The sequence below is a fragment of the Okeania sp. SIO2C2 genome (genome assembly GCF_010692625.1).
Lineage (GTDB): Bacteria > Cyanobacteriota > Cyanobacteriia > Cyanobacteriales > Microcoleaceae > Okeania > Okeania hirsuta.
Window position 1 is genome coordinate 184,667 of sequence record NZ_JAAHGM010000006.1, and the last position, 17,115, is coordinate 201,781.

The window sequence follows — 17,115 nt, forward strand, 5'->3', positions numbered from 1 at the left end:
CCTGTATCGTGAGAAATTAATTGAGTACACCCTTTTTTATATGATAACACATTATGCAATCAATATTCAATAATTTATGATTTGATTGCCCATATTTAACCGTTTTGTTGTGGGGTTTTGTAGAGACATTGCATGCAATGTCTCTATGACAGATAATCCCTAAAAGGCTTGAGAAACTGGATTTTCTGTGAGCAGCCTCCTCGACCAACTAAGCAATGGAAACTTATACAATGAGATCCGTGGTCGGATCAAACGCATTGCCGTTAGCTGATGAAGTTCCAACCAGGAAGGCCATATTTTCTACAAATCCTGGACCAGCTAACCCATCAGGATCAGCTTGGACTAACGATCCATTTGCTCCATAATCAGTGACAATGACATAGCCTTCATCAATGGCATCCTGAGCATTTCCTGCAGGGAAGGCGGTGAAGAAGTTTGTTTCATTTGCCAGTAGGAGACTGAGATCAAGTTGATCGCTACCGGTCTGGAAGTCCATGATATAATCTGTTTGATCTAAGAATGACTTGTAGACAAAGTCGTCATTTCCACCACCTCCGGTAATCATATCCATGCCCTCAAAGCCAGTGATGATATCTCGTTCAGGAGTCCCTGTAATCATGTCCATACCACTGGTACCGTCGATTATGTTAGGAGTAGGTTCAGAGATACCAATATGGTTACTGGGGTCTTCAGCTTCCACATTAGGAAGATCACTGCCATCTGGGTTGGTGAGTGGGTCGCCATTTTCATCTACCGGGTTGCCTGTGACTGTACCAATGTTGGTATATTGCCCTTCGGTAACTGTGGTGCTACCTGTGTATCTCCAGGTTTCCCCTGGGTCTAACAACCCATCGTTGTCTGTATCCCCTACGTTGAAACCACCGGATTCGGTTGGGGTGACGGTTACACCTTGGTCATCGGTAACTGTGACATCTGCTAATGCTGTGTTGCCTGGGTTGGTGACTACATATTCAAAGTTGGCAGTGTCTCCGACCTCGATCTCTGGACCTGTGGGTGTGTCTGCATCAACGTCATTGGTGGATTTTTCGATGTCGATAGCTGGAGCAGCTTCACCAAAGTGGTTACTGGGGTCATTGTCTGTGACTTGGTTATCATCGGGGTCATCCGCTGTAACTGTGCCTATGTTGGTGTACTGACCAGGAGTCACAGTGGTGCTGCCAGTATACTGCCAGATTTCGTCTGGGTCGAGGATGTTGTTTTGGTTGGTATCCCCATCGTTGAAGCCATTTGTTTCTACAGCAGTAACGTCAACACCTTGGTCATCAGTCACCTGAACATTATCGAGGGGGACGTTGCCTGTGTTCTCGACGCTGTATGTGAAGGTGGCGGTACTACCTACTGGCACTACAGGTCCGGTGGGTGTGTCTGCATCAACGCCATTGGTGGATTTTTCGATGTCGATGCTGGGGTTTGCTGGTGGTGGATCCTTGTCAGGAATCTCTGAGATAAAACCAGCCGTTTTAGCACTTCCATTACCACCATTGGTTGATTGGAGACGAACATACCAATCTGTTTGCTCAAGTATTTCGCGAATCAGATCATCTGTTAAATCTTGCGTCCCTGAGATGATAAAACTACCTTCTTGGACAATGCCATCTCCTTGTCCCCCATTACCAAACTTAACTAGAGCATCATAGGGTCTATCTACACCGCCACCAGAAAGATTGACACCAAGAAGATTATTTGAATCTACCGCATCTGGACCAATAATAAAGTCTGTACCAGCAACTGGAGAATTGATAACACTATCACTTGTACCAGAATTGCCATTTGCGTAGGTAGTAATGTCATCAATAGTCAAGCCTAATGTATTGATTAAGTTCTGATCGTCAATATCAAAGGCGACCCCAATCATATCTTCTGTACTAGAGTTGGAGGCATCCGCAACGCGCAAGGTCACTTGAATGTCTTTTAATCCATCACCATTAAAGTCTGCACCATAACCAATGACAACATCAATTGCCTCATCTGTACTACCTAGTTTCTCATTAAAAACAGTTTCAAAGAGGCAAGCACCAAAGTGGTTGCTGGGGTCACTATCAGTAACAGTTTCTCCTCCACCAACAGGATCTGCTGTCACACTGCCAATGTTCGTGTATTGACCTGCAGTAACAGTAGTACTAGCAGTGTATTCCCAGGTTTCTCCAGGGTCTAAGATGTTATCTTGATTAGTATCTCCATCGTTAAATGTATCGTTATCAGCATCAACTGCTACAGGTACTAAGTCTTGATCGTCCGTCACCACAACGTTTTCCAGACCAACATCACCATCGTTAGTAACGTTGTAGGTAAAAGTAGCAGTATCTCCCTCACTAAGAATTGGACCTGTGGGTGTATCTGCATCTTCTCCATTGGTGGATTTTTCGATGTCGATGCTGGGAACAGGTGCTTCTTGAACAGTAACTAGATAATCTTCTACCTCGCCATCGCTAGCTGCACCTGTTGCATCAAGGCCACTATCTGTACTCAAGCGGAAACGAGCACCTACCGGTGTATCAGTAGCTGCACCATTGGGTACGGAGAAGTTCAAGTTGGCAGTACCGTTAGTCGTACCATCACTTACTGTTGTGGTAGCTGTTTCACCTGTATCATCAAAATCACCATCGTTGTTCCAGTCAATGAAGCCATAGAGAGTTGCATCACTACCCGTATTGTTAGTGACATCAACCTCGAACGTTGCATTCTCACCAGCTGTCAATGTGGGGATAGTTACACCATCTTCATCATTCCCATCACCATCAGCATTGGCACTAGGTTGACCATCTGTCTCATCATCAATTAATGCACCAATTTGGATATTTGGGTTAATGACATGGCTGGGACCATTACTGGCCAGAAGTGTCTGATAGTTGTCCGTTAGATCGCCAAAGTCGAGTAGATCGGGTTGTTCCCCAGTTGACACCGTACATAAGTTAAAGCGACTGTCACTATGCAGTACCGTGTCACCAATAAACTGTGCACAACCTTGACCGTTCTGAATGTCAATTTCGTTCTTGCCATTATCATTGGTTTCTCCGGCTAATTCCCAGAAAGCAATTCCATTGAAAACAACGTTATTACCGGAGAAAACCGCATCACCACTATTTCCTTCAGAGTCACCCTTGAAGAAAATTGCTCCGAATGGGTTGTCATCATTGGCAATACCACCTTCTCCAATCTGGATACTGGTATTGCTCATGTTCATGTTAGATTCACCGTTGACCCGGAAGATGGCTGTGATATCATCCGGGCCATCAATGATTACATCTGAGTTGTTAAGTGCCCAGTCATCCTCCCCCCTGTCAACATCGATGATGACAACACCATCTCCATTTGTGTCGGTAAAACTTAGATCGGAAGATCCGTTGGCAGTTCCCCCCTGTTCAACCAACTCAATTACAAATGGACCACTGCCATCCTTGTAATTCTCATCCTCAATGTTCTGGGTTATAGTTCCTTCACCAGTAGCACCTTCAATAAAGGTTTTCCAGTCGTCTAGTTCATTGGTGAGAGGATCGAGATTGACACCAGTGGTGAAACCATCACCATTTGTGCCAGCGGAGTTAGTAGGAAGTTGCCCAGTGGGGTTATTCTCATCTACCCCAAAATCAAAGTAGTCCGCATTAGAGATACTTTGAACTGGATCGTTTGAGTTAGTTGTAAGGATACCAAGGTCAGCAAAGATGTCGGTATTACTAACAGAGATTTGACCATCAGAACTTGTGAGAGCAATATTGCCGGAGTAGTCAATTCCCTCGAACGGAGCAATTTGAGTATTGAAGATTGGATGCTCCAGGTATGCTTCATTGCCAGATGGCTCCCACCGCTGATCGAAGACACTATCAATGGTCGGGAAAGAGGCACCTGTTGGACTCGTGCCTCCACTTGATCAGACATCACGGTCTGCACCAAACTCACCATTTTGGAGGTTGACTGCATCTCCATTATCCTGACTCTTCAAACCAACAATCAGATATTTTTGAATTTCATCAATTGAAAGGTTGTTGGTAGTCAAGAAACTCTGTGGAAAGGAATCTGTAAAAGTTGTTGTCGCTGACCGATCATCTGCTGTACCAAAAGAGCCATCAGCACCCGTACCTGTCGCCGTCAAATTTAACGTTGCATTCAACGCATCTGGTGGACCCAAGCCAGTACCATTATTATCTGTCGGTACTTCCCAGGTTGTCACTACCTGACCATTCTCTGTACCATCCAGGTCACCTTCGCCTCCATCAGTGACTTCAATAGGATCATATGCATCCACATCCCCATCATCTCCAGGATCAGCAGGGTCATCTTCAATCTCAAACTTAATCGTTGAACCTAGTTCAAATCCAGTCGCGCTAATAGTCACCGTTTCACCCGGTGCGTAATCCTCTTTATCCGTCTCTACTTGAGGAAATTCCTGTTGATCCATAATCGTAAATTACCTTGAGTTAATATTTCATCTTTGTGAAGCACCCCCTATTGAAATTACTTTTTCAGCAAAATCAATTGTTCACAGTATAGACATAAATAAAAGCTGATATCAACCTGTATATTCACAAAAGCAACCATCTTCATCAAATCTTTATCAAAAACACCCTGATTATAAAGATTTGATAAAGTTGTATAGATATTGGGCAAATATTATAGCGCTATAGGCAAGTCATAAGTTAGAATTAATCTGTAACTAAGTTTTTCCCTGTGGAATTCTTCAGGAAGCAAAATTCAAAAATATCCACGCCCTAAATCCGTAGTGCTAAACTGTTACGCATTTAAATCATATAGCAATGTGCGCTGGCATATTTACAAATTGCAGGAGGTGTCCAATAACTAAAATCTTATATTATTCCAACTGAGATGCTGCGCAAACAGCTTTTTATTCGCCCAAATGAGCTGTTCCCTATTGCCTGTTGCCTGCGCGCAGCGCTATATATTTATTTGCTCACGGGGCGATAAGCTGGTTGAAAGCTATATATACAAAGATATTTCCCGAATAAACTGAATAATACTTCAACTAAAAGAGAACGCTTATTGAGAATGGATAGGGGTGTAGTGCGTTCTCTCTGCACCATACTTGAACAATAGTTCAAGCAAACCTCTAAATCATATTATCAAAAAACTTACTTTTATTAATTGATCGTTAACCAGAGATCATATCAAATCCGTTTAATTGGACATAAAAAAAATCTTCAATCGTCATAACTACCCTCATCTTTGTAATTCTTTCTCCTCCTGAGGACTGTCTCCTGACTCCTGAGGACTCCTAACTTAACCATTCTATGGCTGTTTAACCGGATTTGATATAACGCCCTTATTAAGCAGTGTATTAATTCTTTTAATTCCTCTTCGATCAGGCTTTGTTGCATAAAAGTTGCGATCGCGACAACTCCCCTTAGTTGGAGTTAACTAGATTTCAACTTTGTAGCTTTTGGACTTACCTGCTTGAATCATTCGGCCCTTGCATGGCACATTGTATGAATAACTCTACTGCTTGATTGTCAACAAATTTTCGTCATCGCAACTTGCCTCCAAATATTATTTTCAGCCTAAACATCGTGGTTTCCGATAAAGATCGTCTATGGAAAGTTCCTACTGTGGTCTACCCAAATGAAAACCGCTGTAATTCGGTATAAAAAAATGTTTCATCTTCAACCATTACCAAATATTTCTCGATCTCCCCATCTCCCCACATTCCCCTCCTGGGAGGGGGAGGGGCGAGGGGTGGGTCCCATCTCCCCATCCCCCAATCTAATTACACCGATGCTACCAGATTTGATATGACTCCTGTACATCGCCAATCCGACAGCTCCCCTACCTGACTCCTCCTGACTTAACCAATCTATAACTGTTTAACCGGATTTGATATAACTTCACACTCCCATTTCCCCATCTCCCGATCAGATATCATTCACTATAAGCAGTCCGCACCAGAATTACAGTACAATCACAACCACGAGCGATCGCCTCTGGAATATTGCCATTAATTGCTTGTTTCAAAAATCCTTCCTTACTAGCACCAATAACTACAACGTCACAGTTATGAGCATCAGCCAAATCAACTACAGCAATTGAAACAGAAGTAGCACAGACTAAAGTAGCCATAACTTCTGTATCCAAGCGATGCTGAAGAATCTTTGCTGCTTGTTTCATTTCCTCAATATTAGGCTTAACAACAGACTTAGTTAAAACCTGACATAAGAGAATTTCTGGCTTCACACTCAAAGAAACCAAGGCAGGCAAAAGCTTTACTGCTGCTGCTTGTGTAGGAATATCTCGAATGGGTACTAACCACCGTCGCCATCCTAAAAAAGAATACATATTATCAGAAACAAGATGATCCCGGTCTGCTTCAAATCTTTCATTAGTCTTAGTAATACCTTTGAATATTTCTTCCTCTTTTAACTTTCTAGCTCCCCATTTCACTACTATTACTTCACAAATAGCTTGTCGCATCAGAGTATCCACAATACTGCCAAAAACACGACCAGAAGCAGAATAGTCACCCTTCCAACCCATCAGTATTAGAGATATATGTCTTTCCTTAATAGTTTCCAAAATAGTATCAGCAACATCGTGACCAACCCGAATTTGAGTGTGCATAGGAATTTTCAAATCCTTAGCTATGCGCTCTGCCATTGCTAATAAACGACGACTCTTAGTTGTATCTACGACAGTCTCATCTGGGGAACTTTGACGAGGCACAATCAGAACTTGTAAACATTCTAATTCATAGTTGCGTTGCCGGGCGATGACAGCAGCGAGTTTTAGTAATGCGGGGGCGGTACTAGGATTACTTAATGGTACTAATAATCGACCATTCCCTATTTGAGGCGATCGCGTTTGATAAACTATATAAGAAGGTTTTTGACTATGAGTTCCCAGATTTGTCTTACCTATTTGTTCTGATTCTATTCGGATAATATCAGTATCAGTGATAATTCCTACCAAATGACGACCTTCCATCACAGGTAAACGACTAAGTTTGTATTGATGTAAAAGATACAAAACTTCGCTGAGATTATCTGTAGTTTTAACTGTCATGGGATGAGGTGTCATAAACTCTTTTAATAGGGTGTCTCCAGAAAGTTCGCGTTTGCGAGTGTAAGCTAAATCTGTCTGAGTGACAATACCTACGAGCAAGCTACTATCATCAAGCGCTGGAAAACCTCGATGATGGGAATTAGAAAACTTCTGCTTTACCTCATCCAAAGTTAAATTAAAATCAAGAGTTTCTACAGGAGTGTGCATGACTTCATCCGCACGAATATTGCTCAAATAATCATTTGCTGACTTCTTCTTCTTGAGTTGTAGACCTTTGAAATCTAAAACCCGGTCGGATAAAGACTTCTTATCTATCTTTTCTGCCATCAATAAAGCGACAATAGAAACAATCATTAGTGGCAACACTAAGCGAAAATCTTGTGTCTTCTCAAAAATCATTACTACTGCTGTCATGGGTGCTCTTGAGACAGCGCAAAAGAATGCCCCCATTCCTGCTAGAGCAAAAATTGTTGGTTGTTCGATGCCGACTACATTACTTTGGCAAATTCCAACTATCTGACCGAGGGCAGATCCAATAACTAAGGATGGAGCAAAAAATCCGCCCGGGGCACCAGAACTGGCGGCAAATATTGTTAAGAGAAAGTGTTCGGCAAAAGCAATGAAACTCCATTTTAAGTTGGCTTCGTTACTGCCTAGCAATTCTCTTAAACCAGTATGGTTACGAAATGATTCTGGTAAAGATGCGATAATTAAACCACTAATTAATCCTGTGATAGCTATTCGCCAAGGTAATGTTAATTTTAGTCGGCGCTGAAATATGGAAGTCGCAATAATTCCTCGACTAAATACTGTCCCTAATAAACCTGCTAACATTCCCAAAATTATGTAAAAAGGAATTTCTTTGAGGTGTAAAAATCCTGTAATTGAGGTATCTAAGTAACTGCTCTTATCTAAGTATAAACTTTCTCCCCCTAGCATTTGGGAAACAACTGCACCGACGAAAGAAGCAATAATTGCTGGCCCCAAGGTGATACCAGAAACATCCTGCATTAGGTCTTCTACTACAAATAAAACTCCGGCGATGGGAGCGTTGAAACCAGCAGCTAACCCAGCAGCAGCACCACAAGCAATTAACTGACGACGGTAACTTGGAGAAGTGGGAACTAAACGACTGATCCAAGCTGCTAAGGATGCACCTATTTGCACTGTTGGGCCTTGTCGCCCTAATGTTAATCCAGAACCTACTGTCAGGATGGTAGTGAACATTTTGACCATGGCGATCGGGAAGTTTAAGGGAATGCGCATACCTGAGAGGGCAGCTTTGACTTGGGGTACTCCACTTCCTCCTGCTTCTGGTGCTAAACGTTCTACTAATAAACCTGCCACAAGTCCTCCAACCGCGCCAAAAATTGGTAATAATAGCCAAGGTGGATATTTGAGGGATGCAGCTATACGCAAACTACCTAGCCATCCTGCACCTTCTTTTAGTATGACTGCTGCTAATCCTGATACGATTCCGATTAAGCAAGCTTCAAAGACTGCTACACGTTTTGGTCTTAGCAGTGGATAAATAAAGTTTTTGAGATGGATTTGAACTTCTTGTCGGATATACTGATGCCACATAACGGAGTTTATAGTGTTGTTTTGGCAATATGGAATAGAGTTTTGGTTTATTCTAGTTCTTACTGGTTTTTTTTTATCTTTTTCGGGCGTTGGTGATTTGAGGTATGATATCATGCCTGGATAATTAGTGAACAAAAAACTTTCTCCTTCTACTCCTGTTTATTCTTCTTTCTTTCCTCCTGACTCGGTCCGACTGACTTCCCTTCCTGGGAGGGGGAGGGGCGAGGGGTGGGTTGACTCCTAAGTAATTAAGATTAATATCATACACGCGCTTTACCAACACCTCTTTTTCGTTATGGGTTATCAAATCCGGTTAAACAGCCATAGAATGGTTAAGTTAGGAGTCCTCAGGAGTCAGGAGACAGTCCTCAGGAGGAGAAAGAATTACAAAGATGAGGGTAGTTATGACGATTGAAGATTTTTTTTATGTCCAATTAAACGGATTTGATATTAATATCAAATCCGGTAGCAGGGGAATGTGGGGAGTTTCGACTTAGTTAACAATTTGCGCAATTTATCGACATAATACGATAGTTCTCACAGGCAAGTAGTAACGAGGGTGACGCTTTGTATCTTCTGCACTAATCCCTGCTTCAGCATTTCTGGGGTGNTTCCGTAAACTTTCTGGGAGGAATTCCTACAGGTAGCCTCAGTCATTTTATTGGCATAGCGATCGCCATCTACCTGGAACATACAATACCCATTTTGTCAACCTCCTTAATTGATGACACGCCCTAGGTCCAAAATATTAAATTAATTTTGCACAGTTACTTAGTCTTTGTAGTCTACTCAAATTAAAACAACTATAGAACCCATTTGATATCTATTTAAAAAGATATGGGAAGACGGGAATATAGGGAAGTAGAGAGTATTTTTCAATCTGCTTGGTGCCCGTTCCCTTTTCTTGGTCGGCGTTCCCATGGCGAGACGCGGGTTCACATCCGCCTTTTCCCTTATGTCTTCTCTCCATCTCCTGACTCAGTCCTCCTGACTCCTGGTAAAAAAAAGCGGGTCGCAGACATTAATACCAAATGGGTTATAAAACAGATACACTCCCTCGTTTGTTAAAAAGCTGAGTGCTGAACGCTAATAGCGACATGCTTTCCTATTCTCAATGTAGTTATAGTTTTGAAAATTAATCTATATATTCCGTTGGATGAGGCAAAAAATTTTGAATTTTAGTCGATAGCTTAACCTAGAATTGAATAATTTTTGAAGAAGGAGACAGGAGACAGGAGACAGGAGACAGGAGGAAAATTACATGGGGATTCTCACCCCAAGTAATGCGTGAACACCGCAAGTGACGGTGGGGTATTAAACCCACAAAGAAAATGATAATTTAACCCTCCTTTAGGAGAAAGACTATGTCTTAAGTATCTGTAAACCACTATGTTTTTATTTATTGTTAGCTTAAGCAAATGAAAAAAATTGTGTTATAATCAGCTACAGTTATAACTGTTTTTCCATCAATCATACTCCTATGGTTTTCAATTTACCACATTAGTAAATTAATCATAGATTAGCTTTTATCTAAAATAACAATTTTCGTAAAATTTATAATTCAGTGAAATTAAAAGCATAAAATTAAACTATTTTTATGATTAATTAAAATACTGTTTGAGATCAAGTAATCGCTCAATTCCATAATTTAATTTTTCCAAAAATAATGATTTTATTGAATTATTAATTAATCACAGCTAAATATGTTTTTAAAACGGTAAAAAAATCAGGATATCTTAGTAAACTATGGAATAAATATTTTGATGATTGATGTGATAGTTAAATCTTAAAAAGATTAAATCATGTTTATTAGTGGCTTATTGAACAAATTAACATGATATTTTCATGTCTATCTGTAAGTTATTTGATGTTCATAACTTTTATTTTTGCTGCATTATTTTAAATAATTTGGAGAATCTATGAAATCATTAATTCGCCTAAGTGTAGTGTTAGGAATAGTAACTAGCACTTTGATAAGACCTTCTGTCAAAGATATGTCTGCATTAGCGCTATCTGCAGAAGAAGTCTTGCAGAAGTTAACTCCTGTGCCTGTATTTACAATAACCGATCAAAATGGCTCTCCTCTTGTAGCTTCTATCAAAAAAGAAGGTAATGAAAATTCTTCTGTGGCAGGGGTTTTTATTAGTAAGAGTGATGCAGATGCTTTTGTAGAAAAATTAAAAGGAGAAAATCCTGATTTGGCAGCTACAGTTAAAGTTGTGCCTGTATCTCTAGGTGAAGTTTATGAAATGAGCCAATCTAGTCAGAATAATCAGCAAAAGCTGCAGTTTGCTTATGTTCCAATTAAGAGGCAGGTTGAATCTGCGAAGATTTTACTTGAGCAAAATGGTCAGGATGTTAACCAGTTCAATGGAGTACCTTTATTTATAGCTAAAGGTGGACCTGATGGTGGATATTTAACTATTCAACGTGGGGAACAACAAGTTATTCCTATGTTTTTTAATAAGGAAGATTTGCAGGGAATGTTGGAGCGAGCTAAGACTCAACAACCTGATGTTTTTTCTTCTGTGAAAATTGAAGTTGTGAATCTTGAAGGTGTAATTAAGGCCCTGGAGAAAGATGACGATCCTTTCTTAGAAAAAATTATTTTTATTCCTCCCAGGGAGTCTTTAGAGTTTGTACAACAGTTAAAACAATCTGGTAATTAATAAATTAAAATTTCAATTTTCAGCGATCGCGATTAATGGACTTTTCTTCGGAGTGTGTAGTTTCAGGTCTAGACCTTTGGCAATGGTATCGCAGTGCTCAGAGTGATGGTTTAAAGGCAGGTATCTATGTTGCTGAGGTTGATTGGTTGTTGCAAGAATTTGCTGGACTAGATCGATTAACGCTTCGTTTAGAGTCTTTTAAAGATTGGCCTAATATTTCAATGAGGCTTTCTTTAGTTGAGTTGAATAATCTTTGGTATAGACGTTTAAATGAAAAGGTTCCGCTTCAATATTTAATAGGGGTTACTTATTGGCGGAATTTTTCTTTGGAGGTGGGTTTTGGGGTTTTGATACCAAGGCCAGAAACAGAGTGTTTAATCGATCTGGTTGTAGCAGCTACTAATAGTGTTTCCCATCTTCAACAAGGAATTTGGGTAGATATGGGAACTGGTAGTGGGGCGATCGCTTTTGGGTTGGCAGAAGTATTGACAGAAGCTTCTATTTATGCTGTGGATTGTAGTCCAGAAGCTTTAGCTATTGCTAGACAGAATGGGACAAAATTGGGTTTAGGGAACAAGATAAATTTTTGTCAAGGTTCTTGGTGGGAACCATTGGAGCATTTGCGGGGTAAAGTGAGTGGAATGGTGGCTAACCCTCCTTATATTCCTAGCGATATGGTTTCTACTTTGCAGGTAGAAGTTAGGGAGCATGAGCCTCATCTTGCTCTTGATGGTGGTGCTGATGGGCTGGACTGTATTAGATATTTGATTGAAACGGCTCCACTATATTTGGTTTCTGGTGGTGTTTGGTTGGTGGAGATGATGAGTGGACAAGGGGATAAGGTGGCTGAAATGTTGCAGGAGAATAGAGCTTATTGTGGGGTTGAGATTTTTCCGGATATTGAGGGTGTTGATCGGTTTGCTATGGCTTATTTGAGGTAGGAAATATTATTTTCTTGAGCTTCAAAATTTTTCATAGAGTTTTGTTATGGAATAAGTTGAAAATATAATTGGTATTTTTTTTGTACTGTGGGGTGGTCCATATATATTCCGGCTTTTCCAGGTTCACAACTTCCATTCTTGCCTTCTGAAAGACTTTGATCAGCAACCCAAAGTAATTCCCATTTATCTATTTCATTGTTGATTTTGATATCGAAATTTATAGGTTTGTGATTTTTATTAGGAGGAAAATTATGATCTTTTTGTAATAATGGAAGTTCAATATTTGTGTTTGCTGGAGATGAATGCTCAAGAAGAGTTGCTTCTCCTTTTACTACTGTTATTCCATCACTTTTATCTGTGACTTGATTAATTTTAACTTTTCCAACCTCTATATGGTCTTTCTTTATAGGTCTATATTTGAATTCAATTCTTTTACCTTCTTGGAATAGATTTTTGCAATATTTATTTTTACAACTATTTTGTGCTATTCCTAAAGAGCATCTAATTTCTGGAACGAAAATGCCTACAAGTATACCAGTTACAGGAATAGCTATACCTATTAAAAAAACATTTATTCTTTTGTTCCAACTCTTTTGTTCAGAATTACTCATAGATTTTATTATAAGTCAAAGGTAAAACATAGTATTTATCAATATTTGGATGATATAAATACTATTTCAATTCTACTTTCCCTGCTATAAATTTGCCTATTTTTTTCAAACAAAATCTAAAATTTTTTTAGAGAGTAAAGTTATGAAGTTTAGTATCTATTGAGGTTCTAATTGAGGGAGTAATATCTGGTAATTTAGTCAGCTTTTCTATTTAGACTTTACCAGTACTGGCAGCTCGACCTGACAAAAGTGCTGTTTAAGGGTCGCAGTTAAGATCAACCTTGAATTTTAATCAGGGTAACTGGTTGAAATAATTTAATTTGAGGCTCAATTCATTTCCTTAAGCTCCCTGGATTGAGAGTTTTTTCTGCCAGAAATGCTAAAATTGCCTATAATTTTTGGGAAATTAAAAATTGAAAAATGAAATTAAATAATCAGTTTAGTATCTATTGAGGTTCTAATTGAGGAGGCCATATCTGGTAATTTAGTTAGCTTCCTTACTTATATTGTACCATCACTGGCAGCTCGACCTAACAAAGGAGATTTAATTTTTCCAGGAAAGGGTCGCAGTTAAGATCAACCTTGAATTTTAATCAGGGTAACTGGTTGAAATAATTTAATTTGAGGCTCAATTCATTTCCTTAAGCTCCCTGGGCTGAGAGTTTTTTCTGCCAGAGATGCTAGAATTACCTATAATTTTTGGGGAAATTAAAAAATGAAAAACAAAATAATATTCGTATCCATTGAGACTCTAATTGATAGGGCAGCCTCTGGTAATCTAGTTAGTTTTCCTACTTACACTATACCACCATTGCCAGCTCGACCTGACAAAAGTGCTGTAATTTTTCTAATGAAGGGTCGCAGTTAAGATCAACCTTTAATTTTAATCAGGGCAACTGGTTGAAATAATTTAATTTGAGGCTCAATTCATTTTCTTAAGCTCCATGGATTGAGAGTTTTTTCTGCCACAAATGCTGGAATTACCTATATTTTTTTGAAAAATTAAAAATCAAAAATAAAATCAAATAATTAGTTTAGTCTGTATTGAAACTCTATCTGGTAATCTAGTGAAATTTCTTATTGATATTATACCACTACTGGTAGCTTGACCTGACAAAGTAGATTTAATTTTTCAACTTAAGCAAGGGTCGCAGTTAAGATCAATGTTTAATTTTAATGACGGTGACTTGTTGAAATAATTTAATTTGAAACTTATTTCATTTTATTAAGCTCCCTGAGCTGAGAGTTTTTATCCCAGAGATGCTAAAATTAGCTATAATTTTTAAAAAAAATCAAAAAACAAAAAACAAAATAAATGAGTTTAGTATCTATTGAGACTCTAATTGAGGGGGCAGTTTCTGGTAATTTAGTTAGCTTTCCTACTGATACTGTACCAGCATTAGCGGCTCTGCCTCAAAAAGCAGATTTAATTTTTCAAGCAAAACGTCGTAGTCCAGATAAACCTTTGATTTTGATGGGGGCAACTCCCGCATCTTTGTGGTCTTATGTTCGAGGAAGTGATGAAGAGTTGCAGTTATGGCAAGAGGTTGCTCAGAAGTATTGGCCTGGACCTTTAACTTTGGTGCTGCCAGCTTCGGAAATGGTTCCTAGAGAAATGAACCCTTTTGACCCAACTACCATTGGAATCAGGATACCTAATTGTGATATTGCTAGGGAAATTATGACTCAAACTGGGCCTTTGGCTACTACAAGTGCTAATTTCTCAGGTCAACCTCCCCTGGGTCGAATGGCTGAAATTAATGCTCAATTTCCAGATGTTTTAGTATTGTCCCACGAACAGGAGATAATCTTGGCTTCTGGAGTGCCTTCTACTGTTGCTAAGTGGAACGAAATTAGTTGTTGGGAAATCCTGCGTCAGGGAGCGGTCAAGTTAAAATTTTAAGGGTACGGTTATATTTTTTAATATTTTTATTCCCATGGGATGGAACGATTTTTTATTCTTGGCATTAGGATTAGGGTTTGGACTAATAGGCGGCAGGTTATGGTTGAGGCAAAAAACTGAGAACTTGTCAACACCTTCTGTGGTGTCATCACCTGAAGTATCTAATTTAGATCCACTAGAAGAACTTTTAGAGCAACTGAAACAGACTCAACTTGCATACCAGATGGCATCGGAAATGAGTAAGTTTAAGGCTGGTTTTTTGGCTCGAACTTCTCATGAGTTGCGATCGCCGATGAATAGTATGATTAGTACGCTACAGTTAATTATTTTTGATTTAGCTGATAACCCGGAAGAGGAACGTGAATTTGCTAACCAAGCGTATAATTCTGCGTTAAAAACTTTGGAACTACTTGATCGAATTATTGATGTGGCTAAAACCGAGCATGGTACTGAAAAACTTAAAATAGAACCGCTTCAGCTTAGTAAAGTGTTAGAGGCGGTGGATGATTTAACTTGTTTACAAGCTGCTAACCGTAGTATTCGTTTGAAGATATTACCTCCAGACCCTAATATTTATGTTTTGGCGGATGAGTCTCGTCTGAAGCAGGTTTTGATTGGTTTAGTTGATACTGCGATCGCCGAAATGAATGAAGGTAGTATTAATGTTTCTGTTCATCCCGCACAAGAATCTGGTTATGTTAATATCTGGATTGACGATCAACGTCCAGTTAGTGCGTGGAGTGAGTCTTGGGATTTACTCAAACAGAGTCATGAGGAGAAAACAGAAAAGGTTGTGAGTTGTGATTTTCAGCTTTCTCCTGGTATGAGGTTGTTAATGAATCAAACTTTGTTAGGAATAATGAATGGACGTTTAGAGGTATTGGCAACACCTTCTGATGGTAAGGAGTCTGATTTTAACCGGACTCAATGTTCTATTCCTATGAGTATAGAAAACAATGAGAGTTCGGCGTTGGTGAATTAGTGTATGATATTAATCTTAATTACTTAGGGTTTGCTGAAAAAGTCTTTTAGTAGGGGTAGTAGACAGGAGATAGGAGACAGGAGACAGGAGAAATAGGGATGAGCAAGGAGGTAGGAGTAAGAATTGTAAGAATGATTTTTCTACCATAGTCAGCCCAAAATACTAGCTTTTTGCAGCTCTTGGCACCGAAAAGCTGGCGTTTTTTTGAACCCCAAAAAGGCTAATGCCTTTATTTATCAATACTTTCAGATTTATTCAGCAAACCCTCCTGACTCCTGACTCCTGACTCCTGACTCCTCCGTAGTTATTTATTTATCACTGTTCAACCGGACATGATATTACTTTTGAGCAAGTAGTAATGCTTTGTTCCTAGTTGTTAATTCTATTTCTCCTTCCATTGGTTGATTGTGCAATATCATTGTTGTGCTTTGGTTGTATTGAAATCCTATGCGTTTGTAGAAATCCTGTTGGTAGGTTGTCATTAGGTAGACTCGTTCTACATGGCACATTCGTGGATGACTTAAAATTGTTTGCACTAATTTGCGTCCTAGTCCTCCACCTTGATAGTTTGGGTGAATGACTATGTCCCAAATTGTACCTCTGTATACGCAGTCTGATGTAGCACGACCAAAACCTATCATTTTTTGACTATCCCATACACTCACGACTGGGTTGCTGTTTGCAATGGCTATTTCTAAATCTTCTATTTTTCTATTTTTTGCCCATACTGCTGCGGAATCAAATAAAGCCACCAGTTGGGCAATATCTACTTTTGAGTTACCTTCGCAGAATTGTATATGACGATAATCTCTGGTAGTGTTTTTCATGTTTAGTCAGCTCTCTATAAATTTCAATAGGAGTCATTAACGAAGTCAGAAGTTAGAAGTCAGAAATCAGAAGTTATTTTTGTTACGGGGATGTGTGAGCAACCCTCCAAAAATATTTCGCTAATCAAGGCGGGATTTTAGACCCAATTATTTTGATAAATAATTTTTACTTTTGCCTATTTTTGTTTCTATTGAATAGATTTTTGGACTAATTTGTATCTTTATCTTTTAGATCAGCTTTTTTCCGCTCAAAGAGAAATAAAACTAATAAATATATTTAGGTTATTTGATATTTTTTGAGTGCTGTTTTGATTGTAGATTATTTTACTTACCTCCAAATTTTGAAAGCTAGTAATAGTTGAGGTTTATTTCTTAACTATTTTGTATAGTATCATTCTTTTTTCTAATTATCAATATACTAAGAAGATGTTTTTTCTTAGTTGTGTCAAGATTTGATAACAAATTGAATTAGCTATAATTTTATATGAAAAGTTTTTTTTGTGTGTAATTTTTACTATATATATATAATTAATAATAACCATTATACCTCTGCGATAATTAATCTCAGACCC

General features: G+C 39.0%; 14 protein-coding genes. 6 read left to right on the forward strand and 8 right to left on the reverse strand.

The genetic code is table 11. The features are described 5' to 3' along the window. Window positions 1–223 precede the first annotated feature (223 nt). A complete protein-coding gene (locus F6K18_RS06035; RefSeq protein ID WP_287519482.1) occupies window positions 224–3,205 on the reverse strand; it encodes a GEVED domain-containing protein in 2,982 nt (993 codons plus the stop codon). Window positions 3,206–3,706: 501 nt separating this feature from the next. Between F6K18_RS06035 and F6K18_RS06040 the strand changes: the two genes are divergently transcribed. Then, complete coding sequence (locus tag F6K18_RS06040) at window positions 3,707–3,889, forward strand: hypothetical protein (RefSeq protein ID WP_287519484.1); 183 nt, start codon at window positions 3,707–3,709, stop codon at window positions 3,887–3,889. On the opposite strand, the gene F6K18_RS06045 is transcribed toward F6K18_RS06040, so the two are convergent. From F6K18_RS06045 to F6K18_RS06070, 5 genes are all read right to left on the reverse strand, one after another. After that, the gene (locus F6K18_RS06045; RefSeq protein ID WP_287519486.1) at window positions 3,890–4,417 is read right to left on the reverse strand and encodes a hypothetical protein; all 528 of its coding nucleotides are present in this window, start codon (window positions 4,415–4,417) and stop codon (window positions 3,890–3,892) included. Between the two features lie 757 nt (window positions 4,418–5,174). Next, window positions 5,175–5,351 (reverse strand): hypothetical protein, encoded by a 177-nt coding sequence (locus F6K18_RS06050; RefSeq protein WP_287519487.1) that lies wholly within the window; start codon window positions 5,349–5,351, stop codon window positions 5,175–5,177. 282 nt (window positions 5,352–5,633) lie between these two features. Next, entirely contained in the window at window positions 5,634–5,777 is a 144-nt protein-coding gene (locus F6K18_RS06060; protein WP_287519488.1) for a hypothetical protein, read from the reverse strand. Between the two features lie 112 nt (window positions 5,778–5,889). Further along, window positions 5,890–8,610, reverse strand: a complete 2,721-nt coding sequence (locus tag F6K18_RS06065; protein WP_287519490.1) for a chloride channel protein — start codon at window positions 8,608–8,610, stop codon at window positions 5,890–5,892. A gap of 124 nt (window positions 8,611–8,734) precedes the next feature. After that, a complete protein-coding gene (locus F6K18_RS06070; protein WP_287519491.1) occupies window positions 8,735–8,890 on the reverse strand; it encodes a hypothetical protein in 156 nt (51 codons plus the stop codon). Window positions 8,891–10,529: 1,639 nt separating this feature from the next. Here F6K18_RS06070 and F6K18_RS06075 point away from each other — a divergent pair. Together F6K18_RS06075 and prmC are read left to right on the forward strand one after the other, a co-directional pair. After that, a complete protein-coding gene (locus F6K18_RS06075) occupies window positions 10,530–11,279 on the forward strand; it encodes a Tic22 family protein (RefSeq protein WP_287519493.1) in 750 nt (249 codons plus the stop codon). Window positions 11,280–11,314: 35 nt separating this feature from the next. Then, window positions 11,315–12,220, forward strand: a complete 906-nt coding sequence (gene prmC, locus F6K18_RS06080) for a peptide chain release factor N(5)-glutamine methyltransferase (RefSeq protein ID WP_287519495.1) — start codon at window positions 11,315–11,317, stop codon at window positions 12,218–12,220. Window positions 12,221–12,264: 44 nt separating this feature from the next. On the opposite strand, the gene F6K18_RS06085 is transcribed toward prmC, so the two are convergent. Beyond that, entirely contained in the window at window positions 12,265–12,831 is a 567-nt protein-coding gene (locus tag F6K18_RS06085) for a hypothetical protein (protein ID WP_287519497.1), read from the reverse strand. Window positions 12,832–13,546: 715 nt separating this feature from the next. On the opposite strand from F6K18_RS06085, the gene F6K18_RS06090 reads away from it, so the two are divergent. The 3 genes from F6K18_RS06090 (at window position 13,547) to F6K18_RS06100 (ending at window position 15,716) form a co-directional block, all read left to right on the forward strand. After that, the gene (locus tag F6K18_RS06090; protein ID WP_287519498.1) at window positions 13,547–13,699 is read left to right on the forward strand and encodes a hypothetical protein; all 153 of its coding nucleotides are present in this window, start codon (window positions 13,547–13,549) and stop codon (window positions 13,697–13,699) included. A gap of 447 nt (window positions 13,700–14,146) precedes the next feature. Further along, window positions 14,147–14,734 (forward strand): L-threonylcarbamoyladenylate synthase, encoded by a 588-nt coding sequence (locus F6K18_RS06095; protein ID WP_287519500.1) that lies wholly within the window; start codon window positions 14,147–14,149, stop codon window positions 14,732–14,734. A gap of 34 nt (window positions 14,735–14,768) precedes the next feature. After that, entirely contained in the window at window positions 14,769–15,716 is a 948-nt protein-coding gene (locus tag F6K18_RS06100) for a sensor histidine kinase KdpD (RefSeq protein WP_287276688.1), read from the forward strand. Between the two features lie 338 nt (window positions 15,717–16,054). On the opposite strand, the gene F6K18_RS06105 is transcribed toward F6K18_RS06100, so the two are convergent. After that, complete coding sequence (locus F6K18_RS06105; RefSeq protein ID WP_287519501.1) at window positions 16,055–16,543, reverse strand: GNAT family N-acetyltransferase; 489 nt, start codon at window positions 16,541–16,543, stop codon at window positions 16,055–16,057. Between the last annotated feature and the right edge of the window lie 572 nt (window positions 16,544–17,115).

Bases quoted from the DNA above. Each gene is read 5' to 3' on its own strand.
- prmC (WP_287519495.1), top strand. From the start codon at position 11,315: ATGGACTTTTCTTCGGAGTGTGTAGTTTCAGGTCTAGACCTTTGGCAA.
- F6K18_RS06105 (WP_287519501.1), bottom strand. From the start codon at position 16,543: ATGAAAAACACTACCAGAGATTATCGTCATATACAATTCTGCGAAGGT.
- F6K18_RS06095 (WP_287519500.1), top strand. From the start codon at position 14,147: ATGAGTTTAGTATCTATTGAGACTCTAATTGAGGGGGCAGTTTCTGGT.
- F6K18_RS06065 (WP_287519490.1), bottom strand. From the start codon at position 8,610: ATGTGGCATCAGTATATCCGACAAGAAGTTCAAATCCATCTCAAAAAC.
- F6K18_RS06085 (WP_287519497.1), bottom strand. From the start codon at position 12,831: ATGAGTAATTCTGAACAAAAGAGTTGGAACAAAAGAATAAATGTTTTT.
- F6K18_RS06060 (WP_287519488.1), bottom strand. From the start codon at position 5,777: ATGTACAGGAGTCATATCAAATCTGGTAGCATCGGTGTAATTAGATTG.
- F6K18_RS06075 (WP_287519493.1), top strand. From the start codon at position 10,530: ATGAAATCATTAATTCGCCTAAGTGTAGTGTTAGGAATAGTAACTAGC.
- F6K18_RS06050 (WP_287519487.1), bottom strand. From the start codon at position 5,351: ATGCAACAAAGCCTGATCGAAGAGGAATTAAAAGAATTAATACACTGC.
- F6K18_RS06100 (WP_287276688.1), top strand. From the start codon at position 14,769: ATGGGATGGAACGATTTTTTATTCTTGGCATTAGGATTAGGGTTTGGA.
- F6K18_RS06035 (WP_287519482.1), bottom strand. From the start codon at position 3,205: ATGAACATGAGCAATACCAGTATCCAGATTGGAGAAGGTGGTATTGCC.
- F6K18_RS06045 (WP_287519486.1), bottom strand. From the start codon at position 4,417: ATGGATCAACAGGAATTTCCTCAAGTAGAGACGGATAAAGAGGATTAC.
- F6K18_RS06090 (WP_287519498.1), top strand. From the start codon at position 13,547: ATGAAAAACAAAATAATATTCGTATCCATTGAGACTCTAATTGATAGG.